This window comes from Micromonospora sp. NPDC006431, assembly GCF_042870725.1.
GTDB lineage: Bacteria > Actinomycetota > Actinomycetes > Mycobacteriales > Micromonosporaceae > Micromonospora.
This window is the reverse complement of the sequence record NZ_JBIAHQ010000006.1, coordinates 63,178-80,973: the sequence shown is the minus strand read 5'-3', so window position 1 is coordinate 80,973 and position 17,796 is coordinate 63,178. Positions and strand designations below refer to the sequence as shown.

13 protein-coding genes are annotated in these 17,796 nt (G+C 73.4%); 6 read left to right on the top strand and 7 right to left on the bottom strand.

Annotation, left to right across the window (positions count from 1 at the left end):
* Window positions 1-4: 4 nt before the first annotated feature.
* Genes ACFYM6_RS13585 through ACFYM6_RS13575 form a run of 3 tightly spaced genes read left to right on the top strand, consistent with a single transcriptional unit; the run spans window position 5 to window position 4,846 of the window.
* Window positions 5-1,606 (top strand): acyl-CoA carboxylase subunit beta, encoded by a 1,602-nt coding sequence (locus ACFYM6_RS13585; RefSeq protein ID WP_387275214.1) that lies wholly within the window; start codon window positions 5-7, stop codon window positions 1,604-1,606.
* A 7-nt stretch (window positions 1,607-1,613) separates the two neighbouring features.
* Window positions 1,614-3,659, top strand: coding sequence for a biotin carboxylase N-terminal domain-containing protein (locus ACFYM6_RS13580; RefSeq protein WP_387275212.1), 2,046 nt, complete (start codon window positions 1,614-1,616; stop codon window positions 3,657-3,659).
* On the top strand, window positions 3,656-4,846 hold the full coding sequence (locus ACFYM6_RS13575; RefSeq protein WP_387275210.1) for an acyl-CoA dehydrogenase family protein: 1,191 nt from the start codon (window positions 3,656-3,658) through the stop codon (window positions 4,844-4,846). The genes ACFYM6_RS13580 and ACFYM6_RS13575 overlap by 4 nt, the downstream gene beginning before the upstream one ends.
* A 24-nt stretch (window positions 4,847-4,870) precedes the next feature.
* Here the strand turns inward: ACFYM6_RS13575 and ACFYM6_RS13570 are convergent, their stop codons facing one another.
* From ACFYM6_RS13570 to ACFYM6_RS13560, 3 genes are all read right to left on the bottom strand, one after another.
* Window positions 4,871-5,923: a hypothetical protein gene (locus tag ACFYM6_RS13570; RefSeq protein WP_387275208.1), complete on the bottom strand. Its 1,053-nt coding sequence runs from the start codon at window positions 5,921-5,923 to the stop codon at window positions 4,871-4,873.
* Window positions 5,920-6,861 carry a transporter substrate-binding domain-containing protein gene (locus ACFYM6_RS13565; RefSeq protein WP_073837687.1) on the bottom strand — a complete coding sequence of 314 codons (942 nt, stop codon included), beginning with the start codon at window positions 6,859-6,861 and terminating at the stop codon, window positions 5,920-5,922. Before ACFYM6_RS13565 ends, ACFYM6_RS13570 begins: the two co-directional genes overlap by 4 nt.
* A 66-nt stretch (window positions 6,862-6,927) precedes the next feature.
* Window positions 6,928-10,695, bottom strand: coding sequence for a CHAT domain-containing protein (locus tag ACFYM6_RS13560; RefSeq protein ID WP_387275206.1), 3,768 nt, complete (start codon window positions 10,693-10,695; stop codon window positions 6,928-6,930).
* 180 nt (window positions 10,696-10,875) lie between these two features.
* Here ACFYM6_RS13560 and ACFYM6_RS13555 point away from each other — a divergent pair, with 180 nt between their 5' ends.
* A complete protein-coding gene (locus ACFYM6_RS13555) occupies window positions 10,876-11,253 on the top strand; it encodes a hypothetical protein (protein WP_387275204.1) in 378 nt (125 codons plus the stop codon).
* Window positions 11,250-12,185 (top strand): hypothetical protein, encoded by a 936-nt coding sequence (locus ACFYM6_RS13550; RefSeq protein ID WP_387275202.1) that lies wholly within the window; start codon window positions 11,250-11,252, stop codon window positions 12,183-12,185. The genes ACFYM6_RS13555 and ACFYM6_RS13550 overlap by 4 nt, the downstream gene beginning before the upstream one ends.
* A gap of 18 nt (window positions 12,186-12,203) precedes the next feature.
* On the opposite strand, the gene ACFYM6_RS13545 is transcribed toward ACFYM6_RS13550, so the two are convergent.
* Window positions 12,204-13,229, bottom strand: a complete 1,026-nt coding sequence (locus ACFYM6_RS13545) for a tetratricopeptide repeat protein (protein WP_387275200.1) — start codon at window positions 13,227-13,229, stop codon at window positions 12,204-12,206.
* A gap of 86 nt (window positions 13,230-13,315) precedes the next feature.
* A complete protein-coding gene (locus tag ACFYM6_RS13540) occupies window positions 13,316-15,103 on the bottom strand; it encodes an alpha/beta hydrolase (RefSeq protein WP_387275198.1) in 1,788 nt (595 codons plus the stop codon).
* 202 nt (window positions 15,104-15,305) lie between these two features.
* Between ACFYM6_RS13540 and ACFYM6_RS13535 the strand changes: the two genes are divergently transcribed.
* Window positions 15,306-15,632, top strand: coding sequence for a hypothetical protein (locus ACFYM6_RS13535; RefSeq protein ID WP_387275196.1), 327 nt, complete (start codon window positions 15,306-15,308; stop codon window positions 15,630-15,632).
* On the opposite strand, the gene ACFYM6_RS13530 is transcribed toward ACFYM6_RS13535, so the two are convergent.
* Window positions 15,619-17,136 (bottom strand): serine/threonine-protein kinase, encoded by a 1,518-nt coding sequence (locus ACFYM6_RS13530; RefSeq protein ID WP_387275194.1) that lies wholly within the window; start codon window positions 17,134-17,136, stop codon window positions 15,619-15,621. The two genes, ACFYM6_RS13535 and ACFYM6_RS13530, sit on opposite strands and share 14 nt — an antisense overlap.
* Window positions 17,137-17,166: 30 nt before the next feature.
* Complete coding sequence (locus tag ACFYM6_RS13525; RefSeq protein ID WP_387275192.1) at window positions 17,167-17,637, bottom strand: hypothetical protein; 471 nt, start codon at window positions 17,635-17,637, stop codon at window positions 17,167-17,169.
* Window positions 17,638-17,796: the final 159 nt, after the last annotated feature.

Below are 17,796 nucleotides of genomic sequence, written 5' to 3'. Positions count from 1 at the left end.
CCCGGTGACCACACTGGACAGCTCGCTCGATCCGTCCTCGCCGGCCTACCAGGCCAACCGGGCGGCCCTGCTGGCCCGCCTCGCCGAGCTGGAGGCCGCGCTCGACCAGGCTCGGGCCGGCGGTGGCGAGAAGTACGTGACCCGGCACCACAAACGCGGCAAGCTGCTGCCCCGGGAGCGGATCGAGCTGCTGCTCGACCCGGACAGCCCGTTCCTGGAGCTGTCGCCGGTGGCCGGGTACGGCACCGACTTCCCGGTCGGCGCCAGCGTGGTGACCGGCATCGGGGCGGTCGAGGGCGTGGAGTGCCTGGTCGTCGCCAACGACCCGACCGTACGCGGCGGCGCGGTGAACCCGTGGTCGCTGGCCAAGACCCGGCGGGCCGGCGAGATAGCCCTGGCCAACCGGCTGCCGATGGTCAACCTGGTCGAATCGGCCGGCGCGGACCTGCCCACCCAGGCGGAGATCTTCATCCCGGGCGGCCGGGTGTTCCGCGACCTGACCCGGCTCTCCGCGGCGAAGATCCCCACGGTCAGCGTGGTGTTCGGCAACGCCACCGCCGGCGGCGCCTACATCCCGGGAATGTCCGACTACACGATCATGATCCGGGACCGGTCCCAGGTGTACCTGGCCGGGCCACCGCTCGTGAAGATGGCCACCGGCGAGGTGACCGACGACGAGTCGTTGGGCGGGGCGGCCATGCACGCCACGCGGTCGGGCCTGGCCGACTTCCTCGCCGAGGACGAGCGGGACGGCATCCGGCTGGCCCGGCAGTGCGTACGCCGGCTCAACTGGCGCAAGCAGGGCCCGCCGCCGCGCACCGCGTACCCCCAGCCGCCGAGGTACGACCCGGAGGAGCTGCTCGGCCTCGCCAGCGCCGACCTCAAGGTGCCCTTCGATCCCCGCGAGGTGCTCGCCCGGGTGCTCGACGGCAGCGAGTTCGACGAGTTCAAGCCCAGCTACGGCAGCGCGCTGGTCACCGGCTGGGGCGAGCTGCACGGGTGGCCGGTCGGGGTGCTCGCCAACGCCCGCGGCGTGCTGTTCAGCGAGGAGGCGCAGAAGGCGGCCCAGTTCATCCAGCTCGCCAACGCCACCGACACCCCACTCGTCTTCCTGCAGAACACCACCGGCTACATGGTCGGCACCGAGTACGAGCAGCGCGGCATCATCAAGCACGGTGCCCTGATGATCAACGCGGTGGCCAACTCGACCGTGCCGCACCTGACCGTCAACCTGGGCGCCTCGTACGGTGCCGGCAACTACGGCATGTGCGGCCGGGCGTACGAGCCGAGGTTCCTGTTCACCTGGCCGAACGCCAAGTCGGCGGTGATGGGCCCGGCACAGCTCGCCGGGGTGCTCTCCATCGTGGCCCGGCAGGCCGCCGCCGCCCGGGGCCGGGAGTACGACGAGGACTCCGACGCCGCGATGCGGGCGATGGTGGAGCAGCAGATCGAATCCCAGTCCGGGGCGCTCTTCCTCTCCGGCCGGCTCTACGACGACGGGGTGATCGACCCCCGGGACACCCGTACCGTCCTCGGGCTCTGCCTGTCGGCGATCCACAACGGGCCGGTCCGGGGCGCCGACGGCTTCGGCGTCTTCCGGATGTGAGGCCGAGATGATTCGGAGACTGCTGGTGGCCAACCGAGGCGAGATCGCCCGCCGGATCTTCGCCACCTGCCGGGCGCTCGGCGTCGAGACGGTCGCCGTGCACTCGGACGCGGACGCCGGGGCGCCCTTCGTCGCCGAGGCCGACCGGGCCGTACGCCTGCCCGGGCACGCGCCGGCCGAGACGTACCTGCGGATCGAGGCGATCCTCGACGCGGCCCGCCGGGCCGGCGCGGACGCCGTCCACCCGGGCTACGGTTTCCTCGCCGAGAACGCCGAGTTCGCCGCCGCGGTGACCGACGCGGGACTCACCTGGGTCGGGCCGAAGGCCAAGGCGATCGCCGCGATGGGCGACAAGCTGGCGGCGAAGGCGCTGCTCGCCGACGCGGGCGTGCCGATGCTGCCGAGCTGGACCGACGGCGACCAGGTCACCGGCTTCCCGGTGCTGGTCAAGGCCGCCGCTGGCGGCGGCGGGCGGGGCATGCGGGTGGTCCGCGACGCCGCCGGGCTGGCCGAGGCCGTCGCCTCGGCGCGGCGCGAGGCGGCCGCGGCGTTCGGCGACGGCAAGGTCTTCATCGAGCGGTACGTCGAACGCGGCCGGCACGTGGAGGTGCAGATCTTCGGCGACACCCACGGCACCGTGGTGGCCCTCGGCGAACGGGACTGCTCGATCCAGCGCCGGCACCAGAAGATCGTCGAGGAGGCCCCCGCCGTCGTGCCGTCCGAGCTGCGCGAAAGACTGGACGCGGCGGCGGTGGCTGCCGGCCGGGCGGTCGACTACGTCGGCGCGGGCACGGTCGAGTTCCTGCTCGCCCCGACCGGCGAGTTCTTCTTCCTGGAGATGAACACCCGGCTCCAGGTGGAGCACCCGGTCACCGAGGCGGTCACCGGGCTGGACCTGGTCCGGCTGCAACTGCTGGTCGCCGAGGGCGAGCCGCTGCCACTGGCGGCGACCCCGGCGACCGACGGCCACGCGATCGAGGTACGCCTCTGCGCCGAGGAACCGGGCGAGGGCTTCCGCCCGACCACCGGCACCCTGCACCGGTTCGCGATTCCCGGGGTGGCCGGCGAGTTCACCCCGACGAAGGGGCTGCGGCTGGACTCCGGTGTGACGGACGCCTCGACGGTGAGCGTGCACTACGACTCGATGCTGGCCAAGCTGGTCGCCTGGGCGCCCACCCGCGCCGAGGCCGCCCGGGCCCTGGCCGGCGCGCTGGCCCGGGCCGAGCTGCACGGCGTCGCCACCAACCGCGACCTACTGGTCCGGGTGCTGCGCAGCCGGGAGTTCGGCGCCGTGGAGATCGACACTGGCTTCCTGGAGCGGCACCCGGAGGTCCTCGCCCCGCTGCTCCCGGCCGACCACCTCCCGCTCGCCGCGCTGGCCGCCGCGCTCGCCTCCGCCGCCGGTCGGCGCGCGGCGGCGTCCGTGCTCGCCGGGCTGCCCTCGGGCTGGCGCAACGTGCCGGCGTTCCCACAGGTCACCCGGTATGCGGAGACGGACGGCGGCGAGATCGAGGTGCGGTACCGGCTGGACCGCAGCGGGAGGCTCGCCGAGTGGTCGACCTCGCCGAGCGCCGCGCCTACCCGACTGGAAGCGGCAGCGGTGGGCCGGGACGCCACCTCGGGCGGCGAGGCGGCCCGTGGCGTGCCGCCGGCCGTGACCCTGGTCGAGGCCGCTCCGGACCGGGTGCTGCTCGACGTCGACGGGGTACGGCGGGTGTTCCGCGTACACCGGGTCGCGTCGGCGGTCTTCGTGGACGGCCCGGACGGGGCGGTGAGCCTCACCGAGCTGCCGCGTCTCCCGCTGCCCACGGCGGAGCTGGCGGCGGGGTCGCTGCTCGCGCCGCTGCCCGGCACGGTGACCCGGGTGCACGTCGAGGTCGGCCAGCGGGTCGCCGCCGGTGACCTGCTGCTGACCCTGGAGGCGATGAAGCTCGAACACCCCGTGCTCGCCCCGGCCGACGGCCTCGTCGTCGAACTGCCGGTGCCGCCCGGTGGCCAGGTCGACACCGGGGCCGTGCTGGCCGTGGTCAATCCCGAGGAGGACGCGCGATGAACTTCGACCTCACCTCCGAGCAGGAACAGCTCCGCGACGCCGTGCGGACACTGGGCCGCCGGTACGGCCACAGCTACTTCGTCGAGAAGGCCAAGGCCGGCGCGCACACCACCGAGCTGTGGCACGAGGCCGGCCGGCTCGGCTACCTCGGCGTCAACATCCCCACCGAGTACGGCGGCGGGGGCGGCGGCACCACCGAGCTGGCCATCGTCTGCGAGGAGCTGGCCGCGGCCGGCTGCCCGCTGCTGCTGCTCGTGGTCTCCCCCGCCATCGCCGCCACCGTGATCGCCAGGCACGGCACCGAGGCGCAGCGCAAGCGGCACCTGCCCGGGCTCGCCGACGGCTCCCAGAAGATCGTCTTCGCGATCACCGAACCGGAGGCCGGGTCGAACTTCCACCGCCTCGGCACGGTGGCTCGCCGGGACGGCGACGACTGGTTGCTCTCCGGCCGCAAGTGCTACATCTCCGGCGTCGACGAGGCGGGACATGTGCTCGTCGTCGCCCGGGTTGCCGTCGGAGACGGCCCGGCCAGTTCGGCGGAGGCGGCTCCGCAAAAACTCAAGCCCGCGCTGTTCCTCGTGCCCACCGACGCACCGGGGCTGGCCTCGTCCAAGCTGGACATGGAGATCGTCTCTCCGGAGAACCAGTTCCTGCTCTACCTGGACGACGTCCGGCTCCCCGCCGACGCGCTGGTCGGCGAGTCCCTGGACGCCGGACTGCCGGCGCTCTTCTCCGGGCTCAACCCGGAGCGGATCACGGTGGCCGCGATGGGTGCCGGCACCGGCCGGTACGCGATCGAGCGGGCCAGCGAATACACCACCACCCGCAAGGTGTGGGGCGGCCGGAGCATCGGCTCGCACCAGGGCGTCGCCCACCCGCTCGCGCACGCCGCCGTGCAGGTGGAGCTGGCCCGGCTGATGATCTACAAGGCGGCCACCCTGTACGACGCCGGCCGCGACCTGGAGGCGGGCGTCTCCGGCAACATGGCCAAGTACGCGGCCGGCGAGGCCGCCGCGCTCGCCGTGGACACCGCCGTCCAGGCGCTCGGCGGGGCCGGCATGACCACCGAGTACGGGGTGGCCACCCTGCTCGGCGCGGTACGGGCCGGCCGGATCGCCCCGGTCAGCCGGGAGATGATCCTCAACTTCGTCGCCCAGCACGTGCTCGGCCAGGAGAAGTCCTATTGACCCGGCGGCCGAGGGCCGGCGGGGTTACACCGGCCCTCGATCTACCGTCCGGCAGGCGGCGTCGATGCGGTTCACCGGGCGGACCCGCCGGCCCAACCCCTCCAGCAGCGAGTCCTCGACGTGGAAGTCGCGGATGCGCAACTGGCGGCGGGGCAGTTCCTCCTCGCTCGGGCAGAGCACCTGGGCCCGGACCTGGTCGACCGGCAGGTAGCGGACGCCGCCGCGCTCCTGGAGCAGCACGACGTTGACGTCGTCCACCGTCACCACGTGGCCGCGGATGTCCTCGCTGACACCCGGGGCCGACTCGATCGTGGTGACGGTGAGCGGCAGCACCGGGGTGCTGATCACCGGGAGCGCGGCCCACACCAGCGTGGCCAGCACCGCCGCCTCGGTCACCGAGGCCAGTGGCCGGATCACCGCCGCCGGCAGCGGCCCGGTGACCAAGAGGGCCAGCACCGGCGGCACGACGAGCAGCACCAGGGCGAGCAGCTCCCGCTGCTGCCAGGCGTCCAGCAGGGTCGGCGCGAGCAGCCACAGATAGCCGGTGAAGCCGGCGCAGAGCAGCAGCACCCGGGGCACCACCTGCTCGTGCAGCCGCTCCGGGTGGAGCTGGAACGCCGCCGCGAACGCCGGGACGAGCAGCGGCAGGTAGAGCAGCGGCCAGGTGACCAGGGCCAGCAGGAAGCTGGCCACCGCGAACCAGGCCGGGGTGACGTCCGCCCAGCGGACGAAGAGCGGGCGGCGGACGCCGGGCGGCATCCGGTCCACGCTGACCCGGAGCACCGCGCCGAGCGCGAAGACCGCGACCAGCCCCGCGGAGAGCAGCCGGGCGGCCGTGGTGAGGAAGCCGGCGAGCAGGTTGACCGTGCCGACGTTGGCGACGAGCAGCAGGGTGGTCTGCAGTTCCCCGCCGGCCTCGACGCCCAGCCGGAGCACGGAGAACACCGCCGGGACACCGACCACGGCCGTCCAGAACGACTGACTGGCCCGGGCCCGCCGTTCGGCCTGGTCGTGGCCGGCCGGGACGGGCGGGAGCGGACCTGCCTTGGCCGGGACGGTCGCCGCTGGGGCGCTCATCGCCGGGGTGCCTTGTCATCGAAATCGACAAGCTTGGGCACGTCCAAGGGCTGCGGCTGCGACCGGCCGCCCTTCAGCCACGGCCCCAGCGTCCGGTTGTACGCGGTGAGCCACGGGCTGCTGATCCCGCTCCGCCCCTCCAGGTAGCTCTTGTGCAGGAAGAACGCGACCAGGTCCCGCAGCGCCGGGTCGCCGATCGGCACTCCGATGCCGAGCTGTTCGCTGGTGCCGAAGGGCATGTCGACGATCTCGAACTCGGTGGGATACCGGGAGAGGAAGCCGGCGAGGATGGTCTCGTCGGAGCTGACCGCGTCGTAGCGCCCCTTCCGGATGCCCTCGACGCAGTCGCCTACGTCCTTCACCACGTACGCCTTGACCGCGTGCTTCTCCAGTTCGGCCTCGGTGGTGGAACCGCCGCTGGTACAGATCCGGTAGCCCGGCTCGCGAAGGTCCTCGATGGTGCGGATGCGGTCCTTGAGCCGCGTCGGCACCATCACCTCCTGGGTGGTGACGAAGTACGGCCCGGCGAAGCTGACCAGCTTCTTGCGCTCCTCGGTGATGGAGAAGCTGGATACCACCAGGTCCACCGTGCCGGCCTGCAGGGCGGGGATGCGATCCTCGGTCGACAGTGCCACCCACTCGATCCGCTGGTCGCCCTCGAAGCCGAGAGACGAGGCGATGTAGCGGCCGATCTCGACGTCGAAGCCGGTGTGCGTGCCGTTGCGCAGCTCGCCCATCAACGGCTCGGTGGTGGCCACCCCGATCTTGATTCGGGGTTGGCCGTCGATGTGCGACTCACGCAGCTTGTCGAGCACCGACGGCAGCGGTGGTTCCCGGCGGTTGTCACAGCCGGCTGCGGCGGCCAGGGTCAGGGTCAGCGCCACCGCGACGGTGGTGGCGACGGACCGGAGCCGGTGACGGGGAGGAACCTCGTTCATGGGCGACCTCGATCACGGACACGGCGGGGTACCCAGGGTAGCGGCACAGGCGAGCGGCGTGACGGTTCACAGTGGCCGGTTCAGTCCGACGTGGAGGTGGCTGGCCCATCGGGTCGGTGTCGCCAGGAATTCGTCGCGGACGGACCGAACCGTGTCGGTGAGCACCCGGGCCGCCTCGGCCGTGTCCGGGCGTCGTGTGCCGCCGTTCGTCAGTCCGGCGTAGAAGGCCTCGGCGATCCGGGCGCTGTCCGTGGTACGCCAGGTCGTGCCGATGACGCCGCGGAAGCCCGCGAGCTGGAACGCCGCGGCCAGGTGCAGCGGTTCGTCGGTGAACGTCGGGTGCGTCGCGGCGGTGCTGCACGCGGAGAGAAAGGCCAGCTCGGCCCGCTCGAGGTGAGATGAGCCGACCCTGTGCGGGCTGAGCGTGCCACCTCCGCCGAGGCGCAGGCCGCCGGTCAGCATCGCGCTCAGGCCGGCGTCCGCCTCGCCGTGACAGGCGAAGTGCGCGATCGGGTGTGCCCGCAGCGCTTCCTCGACCGCGCGCGCCGCCACCTCGGTCCCGGTGAGCACGGTCGACCCGGGGACCAGGCGGGCGACGTGCTCGACCTCGGCGCGTACCTGGGACAGCGCCGGCAGGTCCCGCGCGGTCGGTACGCCGACGACGGCGGCCGTGGCGGTCGCCGGTGGCCGTGGGCGGTCCGCGGCGGCGTGCGCCAGGGCGGTGAGGGTCGGCGTGTAGGAGGACACCGTGCGGTCGAGGACGGTACGCCTGCCGCCCGGGTCGCGGTGGTGACCGGCGGCGTGGAGCGGGAGGCGGGCCAGCGCGCCGACCGGGGACCACCAGATCCGGGGTGCCGGGTCGTCCACGGGAGCGACCCGGTCGAGCACCGGCCTGGTGACGGCGTCCCAGAGCCAGGCCAGGATGCCGTGCAGCTGCTCCTGCGCGGAGGCACGCCGGTCGAACGGCACCGCCAGGTCGGTCGCCTCGGACAGCGCCGCGTACCACCGGACGACGTGCCGCTGGACGGCGGCCTCCGACAGCTCGGGCAGGCGGATCACCTGCACGGGTCGCCCCGGGTCCGCCGGCACGACGAGAGCGTCGCCCTGGTCGCCGTGCGTGTTGACCACGACGACCGGCATTCCCGCGAGCCGCTGGCGCAGGCGCGCCATCGACGGTGGACGCAGGAAGTCGGCGAATCCGGGGAGCCCGCGGATCCGCTCGATCAGCCGGTCCCGTTCGACGGCGAGCTGCCGGGTACGGGCCTGCCAGACCGGTCGGGGGTCCCATTCCGTCGTCGAGCTGCCCAACACGTCGCCGGCCGCCGACCGGCGCTCCACCTCGATGGTGAACTTCCGGACGTGGGTGTAGGCGTCCGCCTCCGCCAGCTCCCGGTCGACCCGGTCGAGTTCCGTGGCAAGTTGGGGGCTGACGGTGCGCAGCTCCGCCCGCCCGCTGCGGATGCCCAGGGCCTCGTGGAACAGCAGGCCACGGCCGCGTTCCAGGAGCTCGACGGCTCCGTCGGCGTCCCCAGCCGTGATCGCGACCGCGGCGGCCTCGGCCGCCAGCCCGCCCAGTGCGGCGACGGCTCCGAGCCGACGGCGGGCGCTTGACGACCGGCTGACCGAGGTCGGCAGGCGCCGCACCGCCCGCTCCAGGGCGGCCAGTCGGGCGGCCGGGTCGCCGGCCTCACGGGCCAGCGCGGCCTGCTGGCGTTCGGCGTCGATCCGGGTCTGCGCGTCCGCCCTGGGCGACGCGGCGATCGCGGCGTACGTGGCGATGGCCTCGGCCCGCGCCCAGTTGGCGTCCGGCTCTTTCGATCTCGACAGCTCGGCGGCCGCCCGGGCCAGCAGCCCGGCCCGCAGCGACCACCAGTGGTGCTCGGTCGGGGTCTCCTCGACCGCTTGCCTGGCCAGCTCCACGGCGTCGGCCAGGACCATGAGATCGCCGCCGACCAGGTAGCGCTGGTACCGCGTCTCGGCGACTGAGCTGAGGATCCGGGGCTGGTCGGGGTGGTCCGGCGGCAGCAGGGCGAGCGCCTCGCGGTAGGCGCGCTCGGCCATCGCCAGGCCGGCCTCGTCGTTCCGGCGGACGGCCTGCCGGGACAGGCTGCTCGCGTGGTTGAACAGGAAACCGATCCGGCGGGAGTCGTGACCCGGCAGGGCCTCGACGGCGCGCCGACTGGTCTCCACGGCTTCGGCGAGGAGCGTGTCGTCGGGTGCCAGCACGTCCCGGTGGGACAGCAGGTTGGCGAGCTTCATGAGCCGCAGCGGATACAACCCGTGCTGCGTGGAGGTTTCGCTGAGCGCCTCCCGCTGGTACCGCAGCGCCTCGTCGAGGAGGTCCGGGTCGCCGGCCAGCCAGCTGGCGTCGGCCAGCGTGTCGGCGAGGACCACGAGCTGGAACGGGCGCAGGTCCGGCTGCGCGTCGGTCAGTTCCAGCGCCGCGCGGGCGGCCGACACGGCGGCCGCGACCATTTTCTCGTCCCGCCCGTGCACTCCTGCGTGGCCGGCGGCACCCGCCAGCAGGTTCAGCGCGTCCCGCCACAGCGGATGCGAGGGCCCGGTGGCGTCCAGGGCCACCTGCGCCCAGGTTGCCGCCCACGCGGCGCCGTCCAGCTCACCGCCGTGTTCCCAGCGATCGAGCTCGGCCCGGCCGAGCGACAGCAGGGCCTGCGGCCGGGCCGGATGGAAGCCGGGCACCGTGGCGAACAGCAGGGCGGCCGACTCGTGCCGCTCGGCCAGTGCCCGTGCTGAGGCGTCCACCGCGATCCGCGCGGCCGTTTCCTCGACCTGCTGCAGGAGCCGGTCGATCACCTCGGGTTGGTTGGCCGCGGTGGCGACGGTGAGGGCCGGTTCGGGGCCGATCTCCCGGGCCAGCAGGTTGACGACCGTGTTGAGCCGCTCAAGAGCCGAGGCCGCCTCGGGCCGGTCCGGCGCGGCGGCGTGGACCGCGTCCCGCCAGGCGGCGGTCGCCTCCAGCAGGAGCAGGACCGATGCCTTCTCCGGAACCTCGTGCAGCCGGCACAACGCCACGCCGAGCTGTGCCACCACCTGCGGGTCGGTGGGATGCCGCTGCCAACTGAGCTGCGCCGCCCGGCGGTATTCCCCGACGGCCAGCTGCAGCGCCTTGGGGCCGGCGCCCCGGTCGAAGTAGAGCTCCAGCAGGCGACCGCGGCGGGCGAGCCGGTGCATCCGGTGCGGGTCCTGGGCGGAGGTGGCTGCCAATGCCTCCGTGGCGGCATCCAGCGCCTCGTCGTACGTCGGCCCGTCCCCGCTCGCCTCGGCCAACGTGACCAAAGCTTCGGAGAGATCGGTCAGCAGCGCGGCCCGGATCAGGACGGCCGACGCGTCGCGCTCCCGTGCCAGGGACCGAAGCCATTCCCGGTACAGCGTGACGAGCATCCGGAGGCCTTTCTCCGAACCGGCCCGGTACCGCTGCCAGAGCCCCGCGACCCGGTCGGCCTGCTGCTGGCTGAGCAGGACATCGGACAGTCGCGGTGAACCCGGGCGATCGGTCTCCCGGCACTCGTCCCGGATCAGCTCGGGCACCAGGTCCGGGTCCCGGCGGCACCCGCGCCGGAACTGCTCGACCGCCGCTCCGCGCTCCCGCAGACCGTCCAGGCCGGGCAGGTTGAGGTAGCGGTTCCAGTGGAGTCCGGCCAGTGCCCGCGCCGCCTGGCGTCCGGTTCCGCGGTCACCGGCTGCGGCGGCCAGGGCGTGCTGTTCGTGGGAGAGGTCCGCTCCGAACAGGACGCTCGGGTCGCCGGTGCGTTCGTACTCTGCGGTGACCGCCGTGACCCACTGCGCGGCACTGCCGGTGGTCCATCTCGACATCGCTGCTCGATTCCCCGTGGCTGGCGTCGGCCGGCGATCTCCTCGTCCCGCAACGATCCTGCCCGCTCCGGTCCGGTCGGCGGAAGCGGAAACACGACTCCCGTCCGGGAATGGTGTGTTGGCTTCCCGCGATCGTTACTGTGACAGCGGAAGCACCCAACCGGGGTACGGGGAGCGGCCTTGGAAATCGTTCCGGAGCGCATCGGTCGGCTGTGCCGACAGGCCAGCGGGCAGCTGCGTGAGCATGCCGAGCGGTACGGCGTCGCCGACGTGCTCGACCGGATCGTCGACGCGGTCGGCCAGGGACGCCTGGACCGGCAGCTGGAGGAGGACCTCGACCGGCTCGACGGGGCATTCGCCCGCAACGGCATCGACGGGCTCACCACCGGCGTACGCGGGTTCGAGCCGTGGCTCGGCGGAGGCGGCCATCCGGCGGTCCTCGCCTGGGGCTGTCCGAGTCCGGGACCGTGCCCTAGGAAGGCCCCGATCGACGACGGCGACCGGCCGGTGTGCGGGCTGACCGGCACGCCGTTCGTGGAGAGCCGGACCACGTTGTGAACGCGTTCCTGGCCGAGTTGGGCAAGCAGCTGGTGACCCGGTGGACGGTGGCGCTGATGCTGCCGGGGGCGCTCTTCGCCGCCGCGGTGGTCCTGGCCCACGTCCTCGGCCACCAGCACGCCGTGGATCTCCGGATCCTGCCGGTCTGGTTTGCCGGGCTGGCCGGTGGACGCGGCGGGCCCCTGCTGATCGCCGCGGCCGCGTTCCTGCTCGGTGCGGCGGCGGCCGGGCTCACCGCGCAGTCGGTGGGCGTGTTCGTCTCGTGGACGTGGAGCCTGACCGGATCCGTGCCGGTGCTGCGCCGGCTCGCCGACCGGCGCCGCCGCCGGTGGGAGCGGGCGGACGCCGAGGTGGTGGCGGCCGAGCGGGCGCTCCTCGCGGACACCGGCGACCCAACGGTGCGAAACCGGGCCCACCAGGCCATCGCCCGCCGCACGGCGATCTGCCTCGTGGAGCCGGCGCGACCCACCTGGGTCGGTGACCGGCTGCACGCGGCCGACGTACGGGTGCACCGAAGCTACGGGATCGACCTGGCGGCCGTGTGGCCGCGACTGTGGCTGCTCCTCCCCGCCGAGGCGCGCGGCGAACTGACGGCGGTGCAGGACCGGTGCGCGTCGGCGGCCCGGCTGGCCGGCTGGGGCGTCCTGTACGTCGCCCTCGGGGCGTTCTGGTGGCCGGCCCTGGCCGTCGGCCTGGCGGCCCTGCTCATTGCCCGGTACCGCGCCCGCCTCGCCGTGAGCGTGTACGCCGACCTGGTCGAAGCCGCCGTCGACCTGTACGGCCGGGAGTTGGCGGTCCAGCTCGGACTGTCGTGTCCGGACCGGTTCACCCGGGAGATCGGCGAACAGCTCACCGCGATCGTCCGCAAGGACGGCGTCGTTCCACACGCCCGTCGGGCCAGATCCGCCGAGCCGTCGCCGCCCCGCACCTGACCTGCGGCCCTCGGGCCGTCACGGCTGCCAGGACGGATTGTGCAGGATGGCGAGGTTCTGGCGGGCGTTGACCGCCAGGCTGTGGTCGCTGGCGATCTCCTGCACCGAGTCGAGCACCGTCCAGTACAGGTCGATCGCCCGTTTTCGGTACCCGGCCAGCGCGAGGGTGGCGGCCAGGTTGTTGCGCCGGCCGATGGTGTCGAGGCTGTCCCGCCCGAGGCTCCGCTCGCTGTGCCGGATGTTCTCCGTGTGCAGCTCGATGGCCTGCGCGTACTGGCCGGCGTGCTGGTAACCCACCGCCAGGTTGTTCCGGACGACGAGAGTCAGTTCGCCGTCGCTGCCGTGCAGCTGCTCGGCGGCGGCCACGACCTCCCGCAACACGTCCAGCCCGTCGTCGACCTGCCCGGCTTCGAAGTACGCCTGACCGAGCGCGTTGCGGACCTTCAGGGTGTCGTCGTCGACCGGTCCGAACGCCTGCGCCGCCCCGGCGGCCAGGGGCTCGAGCAGGGCGATGGCCTCGGTGGACCGTCCCCATCGGCGGTGGTCCTCGGCGAGGCTCAGCCGGTACACCAGGGTGGCACGGTCGCGGACGGCCTCCCGGCCCAGTCCGGCCGCACGCCAGACGTCGAGGGACGCCCGGACCACGTCGAGCGGACCGCCCACCGCGCGCGGGGGCGGCGGGGGCATGGCGGGCAGGGGCTCGGGCGGCCCTGCCTCGTCCGCCACCCACGCCGCGAGCCGCGCCCGCAGCTCCGCGGCGGGGACGCCGTCGACGTACAACCGGCACACCCCCTGATCCAGGGACAGGTCCAGGAGCGAACCACCGCCGACCACCAGACGGAGGTGAGTCAACGCCATGATGTGGCCGGGGGCCCGGACGTCCAGCCCGCGCAACGTGGGCCAGGCGACGGTCAGGAACTGACGGATCCGCCGGCGTAGCCGGATGCCGGAGCGGTCGAGGACCACGGTGAGCCCCGGTGTCTCGCCCGCCCCGCGCGGATGCCCACCGAGACAGGTCACCTGGGGTATCGCGAGCGACGACATCGCGTCATCCTTTCAGCCGGACGCGCAGATCCGCACGGCCCGGGGTACGGCGGGCGCCCGAACGCCCGCCGTACCCCGGGGGTCCGTCAGCGGACGGTCAGCGTGCCGACCGCCGGCAGCGGCGCGACCACCGGCGGGAGCCGCTTCGGCTCGCCCCGGCCCGGCGCGCCCGCCCGGGCGAGGTCGCTCTTCGTCGCGGTCGCCCGCGCGTCCGGCGCCTCCGGCGCGTCCACGAACGGCTGGTCGTCACCGGTGCAGACGGTGCCCTTCGCCGGCAGCGTCCCGTTCAGCAAATACGCGTCGACGGCGCCGGTTACGCAGGCCGAGGTGCCGTACGCGGTGTGGCCCCAGCTGTCGCTGCTGACCAGGCGGCTGTTCGGCAGCAGCGCCGCCGAGCTGACCGCACCCTGGTAGTTGGTCGCCGGGTCCCAGTAGTTGCCGACCACCAGCACCGGGGCGCTGGTGCGCCGGTTGAACGGGCCGGTGTAGGCGTCCTCGTCCCGCACCGTCCAGGTGTTGCGGGCGCAGGGCGACGTGGCCCACGCCCAGGTCCGCCCGAAGTACGGGGCCCGCTTGTCCTCCTTGGCGGCCAGCGCCGGCCAGGCGTCGGCGCTCTTCGGGTGGTACGCGTCGGTGCAGTCCACCGTCAGGAACGTCTCCAGCCCGTTGTCGTACGGGAAGTCGTAGCCGCGCTGCTTCCGGGCCTGCGTGGCGCGCTCGGCCACCGCGGTCTGCGCCTGCGACCGGCGGGCCGCCGACGCCGACGCCGGATCGGTCAGCACCAGCAGCTCGCTGGTGAGTCCGTCGATGTCCGCCCAACCGTACGGGCTGTACAGCGCGCTGAGGCTGGCGCCGACGAAGTCGGCGTAGCTGATGGTGAACGTGCCGTGGTCCGGGTCGTCGATCACCACCGGCTTATTGCGCAGTCGCTTCGCCACCGTCTCGTACGCGGCGACCGGGTCGCCGGAGGACGCCAGCTCGCACTTGTCCGCGCCGGCCTTGGCGCAGCGGACCAGGATCTCGTGCAGCGCCCGGTAAGCGCCGTCGGCGCTGCGCAGCCGGCTCTCCTGCAGTTGGTCGCGGGCCTTGCCCTGGCCGACCCAGGCGTTCGGGTTGAGCACCCCGTCGATGACGAGGGCGCGGACCCGGTCCGGGAACATGTTGGCGTAGTACTGGCCCAGCGCCGTGCCGTAGCTGAAGCCCAGGTAGGTCAGCTTCTTGTCGCCGACCGCGCGGCGCAGCACGTCCATGTCGCGGGCCACCTCGGCGGTGGACGCCGCGCCGGTGAGCGGCTTGCCGGTGGTCGAGCAGGCCTTGCCGACCGCCTTGGACGAGGCGATGTACGCCTTCTCCTCGGCCTTCGTCCACGGGAAGGCGACGTTCAGCCCGGCACCCGCCTTCATCTGGTCCTTGACCGAGCGGAAGCATTTGACGTTGTCGCTGGCGGCGACGCCGCGCGGGTCGACGCCGACGAGGTCGAAGCGGTCGAGCAGGCTGTCGCCGAGGAAGTACGGCGCGGCGAGCGCGATGCTGGTGCCGGAGCCGCCTGGGCCACCCGGGTTGAGGAAGAGACTGCCGATCTTGTGCTTCTGGTCGCGGGCCTTGACCCGCAGCACCGCGATCTCGGTGCTGGCACCCTTCGGGTTGTCGTAGTCCAGCGGCAGGCGGACGGTGGCGCACTCGGCGTAGCCGTAGCAGGCGTACCAGTCGAGCTTCGGCGTCGGCACGCGGTCGACCCGGCGCGCCTCGACGGCGCTGGTCCGGTCGGACGCGGCCGGCTGCGCCGTGGCGGCCGCGGCGGGCGCGACCGCCGATCCGGCGAGGACGATGCCGGCGATCCCTGTTGCGGTCAGGGACCGGATTGCACGTGGCATGTGGCTGCCTTCCGGTGGGGAACGGGATCTGTCAAGGTGGCCTCGACCCCCGCCACTCTAGGGATCACCGCCAACGCAGGCCGCCCGTCAAACGCGGACTGAACGGACAAATTGCCGATTGATGTAACGGAATTTTCTCGATCGACGCTTTTCATGCTCCCGCCATCCTCTTGCGAGGGTGGTCTTGGGTCATGCTTGTCGGGTGAGTTCGTTTCCGAAGCCCGATGCGCGGGTGAAGGCCCTCGTCGCGTCCCTGGCGGCGGTGGCGGCGTTGGTGACGCTGGTGGTGTGGCGCCCCGCGGGCATCCGGTCGGTGATCCTGGCCCTGCTCTGCGTGGTGCTCGGGATGATCGCCGGCGTGGCGGTGGCCGCCGCCCGGCAGGCCCCGCGGCAGGCCCACGGCGACGGCGCCCCGACCGAGGACTCGCCGGCGCCCGGTGGGCACCCGGTGGACGCCGACACGCTGGAGGCGCTCGATCCCCGGGAGGTCCGGGAACATCGGACGGTGAACGGGCTCAGCGACCGGTGAGGGTCGGCACGGCGAGCGAGTTCACGCCCTGCCCGGCCAGGCAACGGTAGGTGCGGTCCCCGTCCTGGTCGGACGGCGGCAGCACCTCCAGGTTCCACCCGGCCGCCGGGTTGATGCCGCTGACCAGGCGGAAGGTGCTGACATTGCAGACCTGCCGGACGGCGGGATCGGCGGTGACCGCGTGGTGGCCCGCCCCGGCCAGGGTCGCCGGCAGATCACCCTCGGCGTACGTCTCCCAGGTGTGCTGGCCGTCGCACGACACCCGGTCCGCCTCGGCCCGGTCGCGGCGCAGCCGTACCGGTCCGAAACACTCCAGTTCGGACGCACAGCGGGCACCCGCCGGCAGCCGTACCCCGCCGGCCGCGCAGCCCGGCAGCACCTTGCCCGCTTCGACGACCCCGCTGACCGCCGGCGTGGGCGACGCCAGCGGGACGGGCGGGCCGCCGGCCAGCCACGCTCCGGCGCCGGCCGAGGCGGCCAGCGCGAGGACCCCCGCGCCGCCGAGGAACCAGCGGCGCCGCCACCGGCGGCCCGGCGTGGGCACGGTCGGGTGGGCGTCGTCCGCCGGCGGGCGCGGGCTCGGCCCGCCGCTCCGCCCCACCGTGTACGGCCGGCCGGTGCCGGGACCGCTGACCGGAAACGCGGAGCTCGGGGCGCCGCTGACCGGGGCGGTGCCCGGGTCGAGCGGGAGCGCGGCGAGCATCCCGCCCAACTCCACGGCGGACGGGCGCTCGCCCGGGTCGTTGGACATGCCGAGCCGCAGCACGTCGATCAACTCGTCGGGAATCCCGGGCAGGCCGGGGATCGGCTGGTGGAACATCTCCAGCACGGTGACCAGGCTGGGGTTGCGCTCGGACTGCCAGCGCGGCGGCCGGCCGTGCATCACGGCGTAGAGGGTGGCGCAGAGCGCGTACACGTCTACCGCGGGCGTCGGCGGGCTGTGGTTGAACATCTCCGGCGGCGCGTACGCCGGGGTGAGCACCTCCAGGGTGACCGAGGCGTCCCGCACCTCGGCCAGCACCGCCAGCCCGAAATCGGCCAGCACCGCCGGGTTGAAGTGGGAGTAGAGGATGTTGGCCGGCTTGACGTCCCGGTGCAGCACCCCGGCCGCGTGCGAGTGGGCGAGCGCGTCGGCGATCTTGACGCCCAGGTCCCGCGTCTCGACCGCGCCCAGCGGCGAGGTACGCATCCGCTCCGCGTACGACCCGTCGCAGAGCTCCATGATCAGATACGGGTGCTGGTCGACGGTGACCCCGACGTCGAAGAGGTCGACCACGTGCGGATGCGACGACATCTTGCCGGCCGCCCGCGCCTCACGCAGAAAGCGTGCCTGGTCCCGCTCGCTGTCCAGCGTGCGGTTCTCCACCTTGACCGCGACCTCGCGCCCCACCGAGATCTGGGTGGCCCGGTAGACGGTGGCGTAGCCACCCCGGGCAAAGACCCTCAAGTCGGTCAGACCGGGCACGATGGGCAGCCGCAGGGCACCGGGCGGGGTCTCGGTCACGACTCGAAAATACCCAACCAGTCGGGTCGCTCAGCGCACCGCGTCGGCCGCCGGCACGGGGCCGGAGCCGGCAGCGTCGTCGTCCAGGCCACCCGCGGCGGCCGCCCGCCGGGCGTCCCACCGGAGGCCGACCGCGGTCGCGACCGCACCCAGCCCCTCCCAGGCGGCCACCCCGAAGAACCGGTCCGGGGCGACGTCGGAGAGCACGGCGATGCTGAAGACGGTGAACGTGACCAGCCGGAACCAGACCGTGAACCGGTAGAACGGCCGCCACTCGGTGGCGACGGCGAGCAGGTAGTAGACCCCCATGTTGAACGAGGCCATCGAGGACGCGGTGAGGAACGTGCCGGTGTAGTCACCCGGGGCCCGCTCGGCCGGCACCTCGAAGCCGAGCATGCGCAGCTGCGCCTCCGGCCAGATCAGCCCGAGCGCGCCGAGGAGCAGCGCCAGCACGCCGAAGACCGTGATCGTCCAGCCGGCGCCCGAGCGCGGCAGCCTCATGAGTCCTCCCCACCCACGACCGCCGACATGTGCGGCCTCCTCGGCCACCGAGGCTAGCCGCCACCCCCGCCGCCCACATCCCCGAAACCGCCAAAACTGCCCGCTCCGCCCCGCACGTAGCGGCAGCTTCACGGAGGGCCTGGCGCGTTTCCGTGAATC

Excerpts from the sequence above, each read along its gene's own strand:
- ACFYM6_RS13580 (WP_387275212.1), top strand. The coding sequence starts at position 1,614 with ATGATTCGGAGACTGCTGGTGGCCAACCGAGGCGAGATCGCCCGCCGG.
- ACFYM6_RS13570 (WP_387275208.1), bottom strand. The coding sequence starts at position 5,923 with ATGAGCGCCCCAGCGGCGACCGTCCCGGCCAAGGCAGGTCCGCTCCCG.
- ACFYM6_RS13575 (WP_387275210.1), top strand. The coding sequence starts at position 3,656 with ATGAACTTCGACCTCACCTCCGAGCAGGAACAGCTCCGCGACGCCGTG.
- ACFYM6_RS13525 (WP_387275192.1), bottom strand. The coding sequence starts at position 17,637 with ATGAGGCTGCCGCGCTCGGGCGCCGGCTGGACGATCACGGTCTTCGGC.
- ACFYM6_RS13560 (WP_387275206.1), bottom strand. The coding sequence starts at position 10,695 with ATGTCGAGATGGACCACCGGCAGTGCCGCGCAGTGGGTCACGGCGGTC.
- ACFYM6_RS13565 (WP_073837687.1), bottom strand. The coding sequence starts at position 6,861 with ATGAACGAGGTTCCTCCCCGTCACCGGCTCCGGTCCGTCGCCACCACC.
- ACFYM6_RS13540 (WP_387275198.1), bottom strand. The coding sequence starts at position 15,103 with ATGCCACGTGCAATCCGGTCCCTGACCGCAACAGGGATCGCCGGCATC.
- ACFYM6_RS13545 (WP_387275200.1), bottom strand. The coding sequence starts at position 13,229 with ATGTCGTCGCTCGCGATACCCCAGGTGACCTGTCTCGGTGGGCATCCG.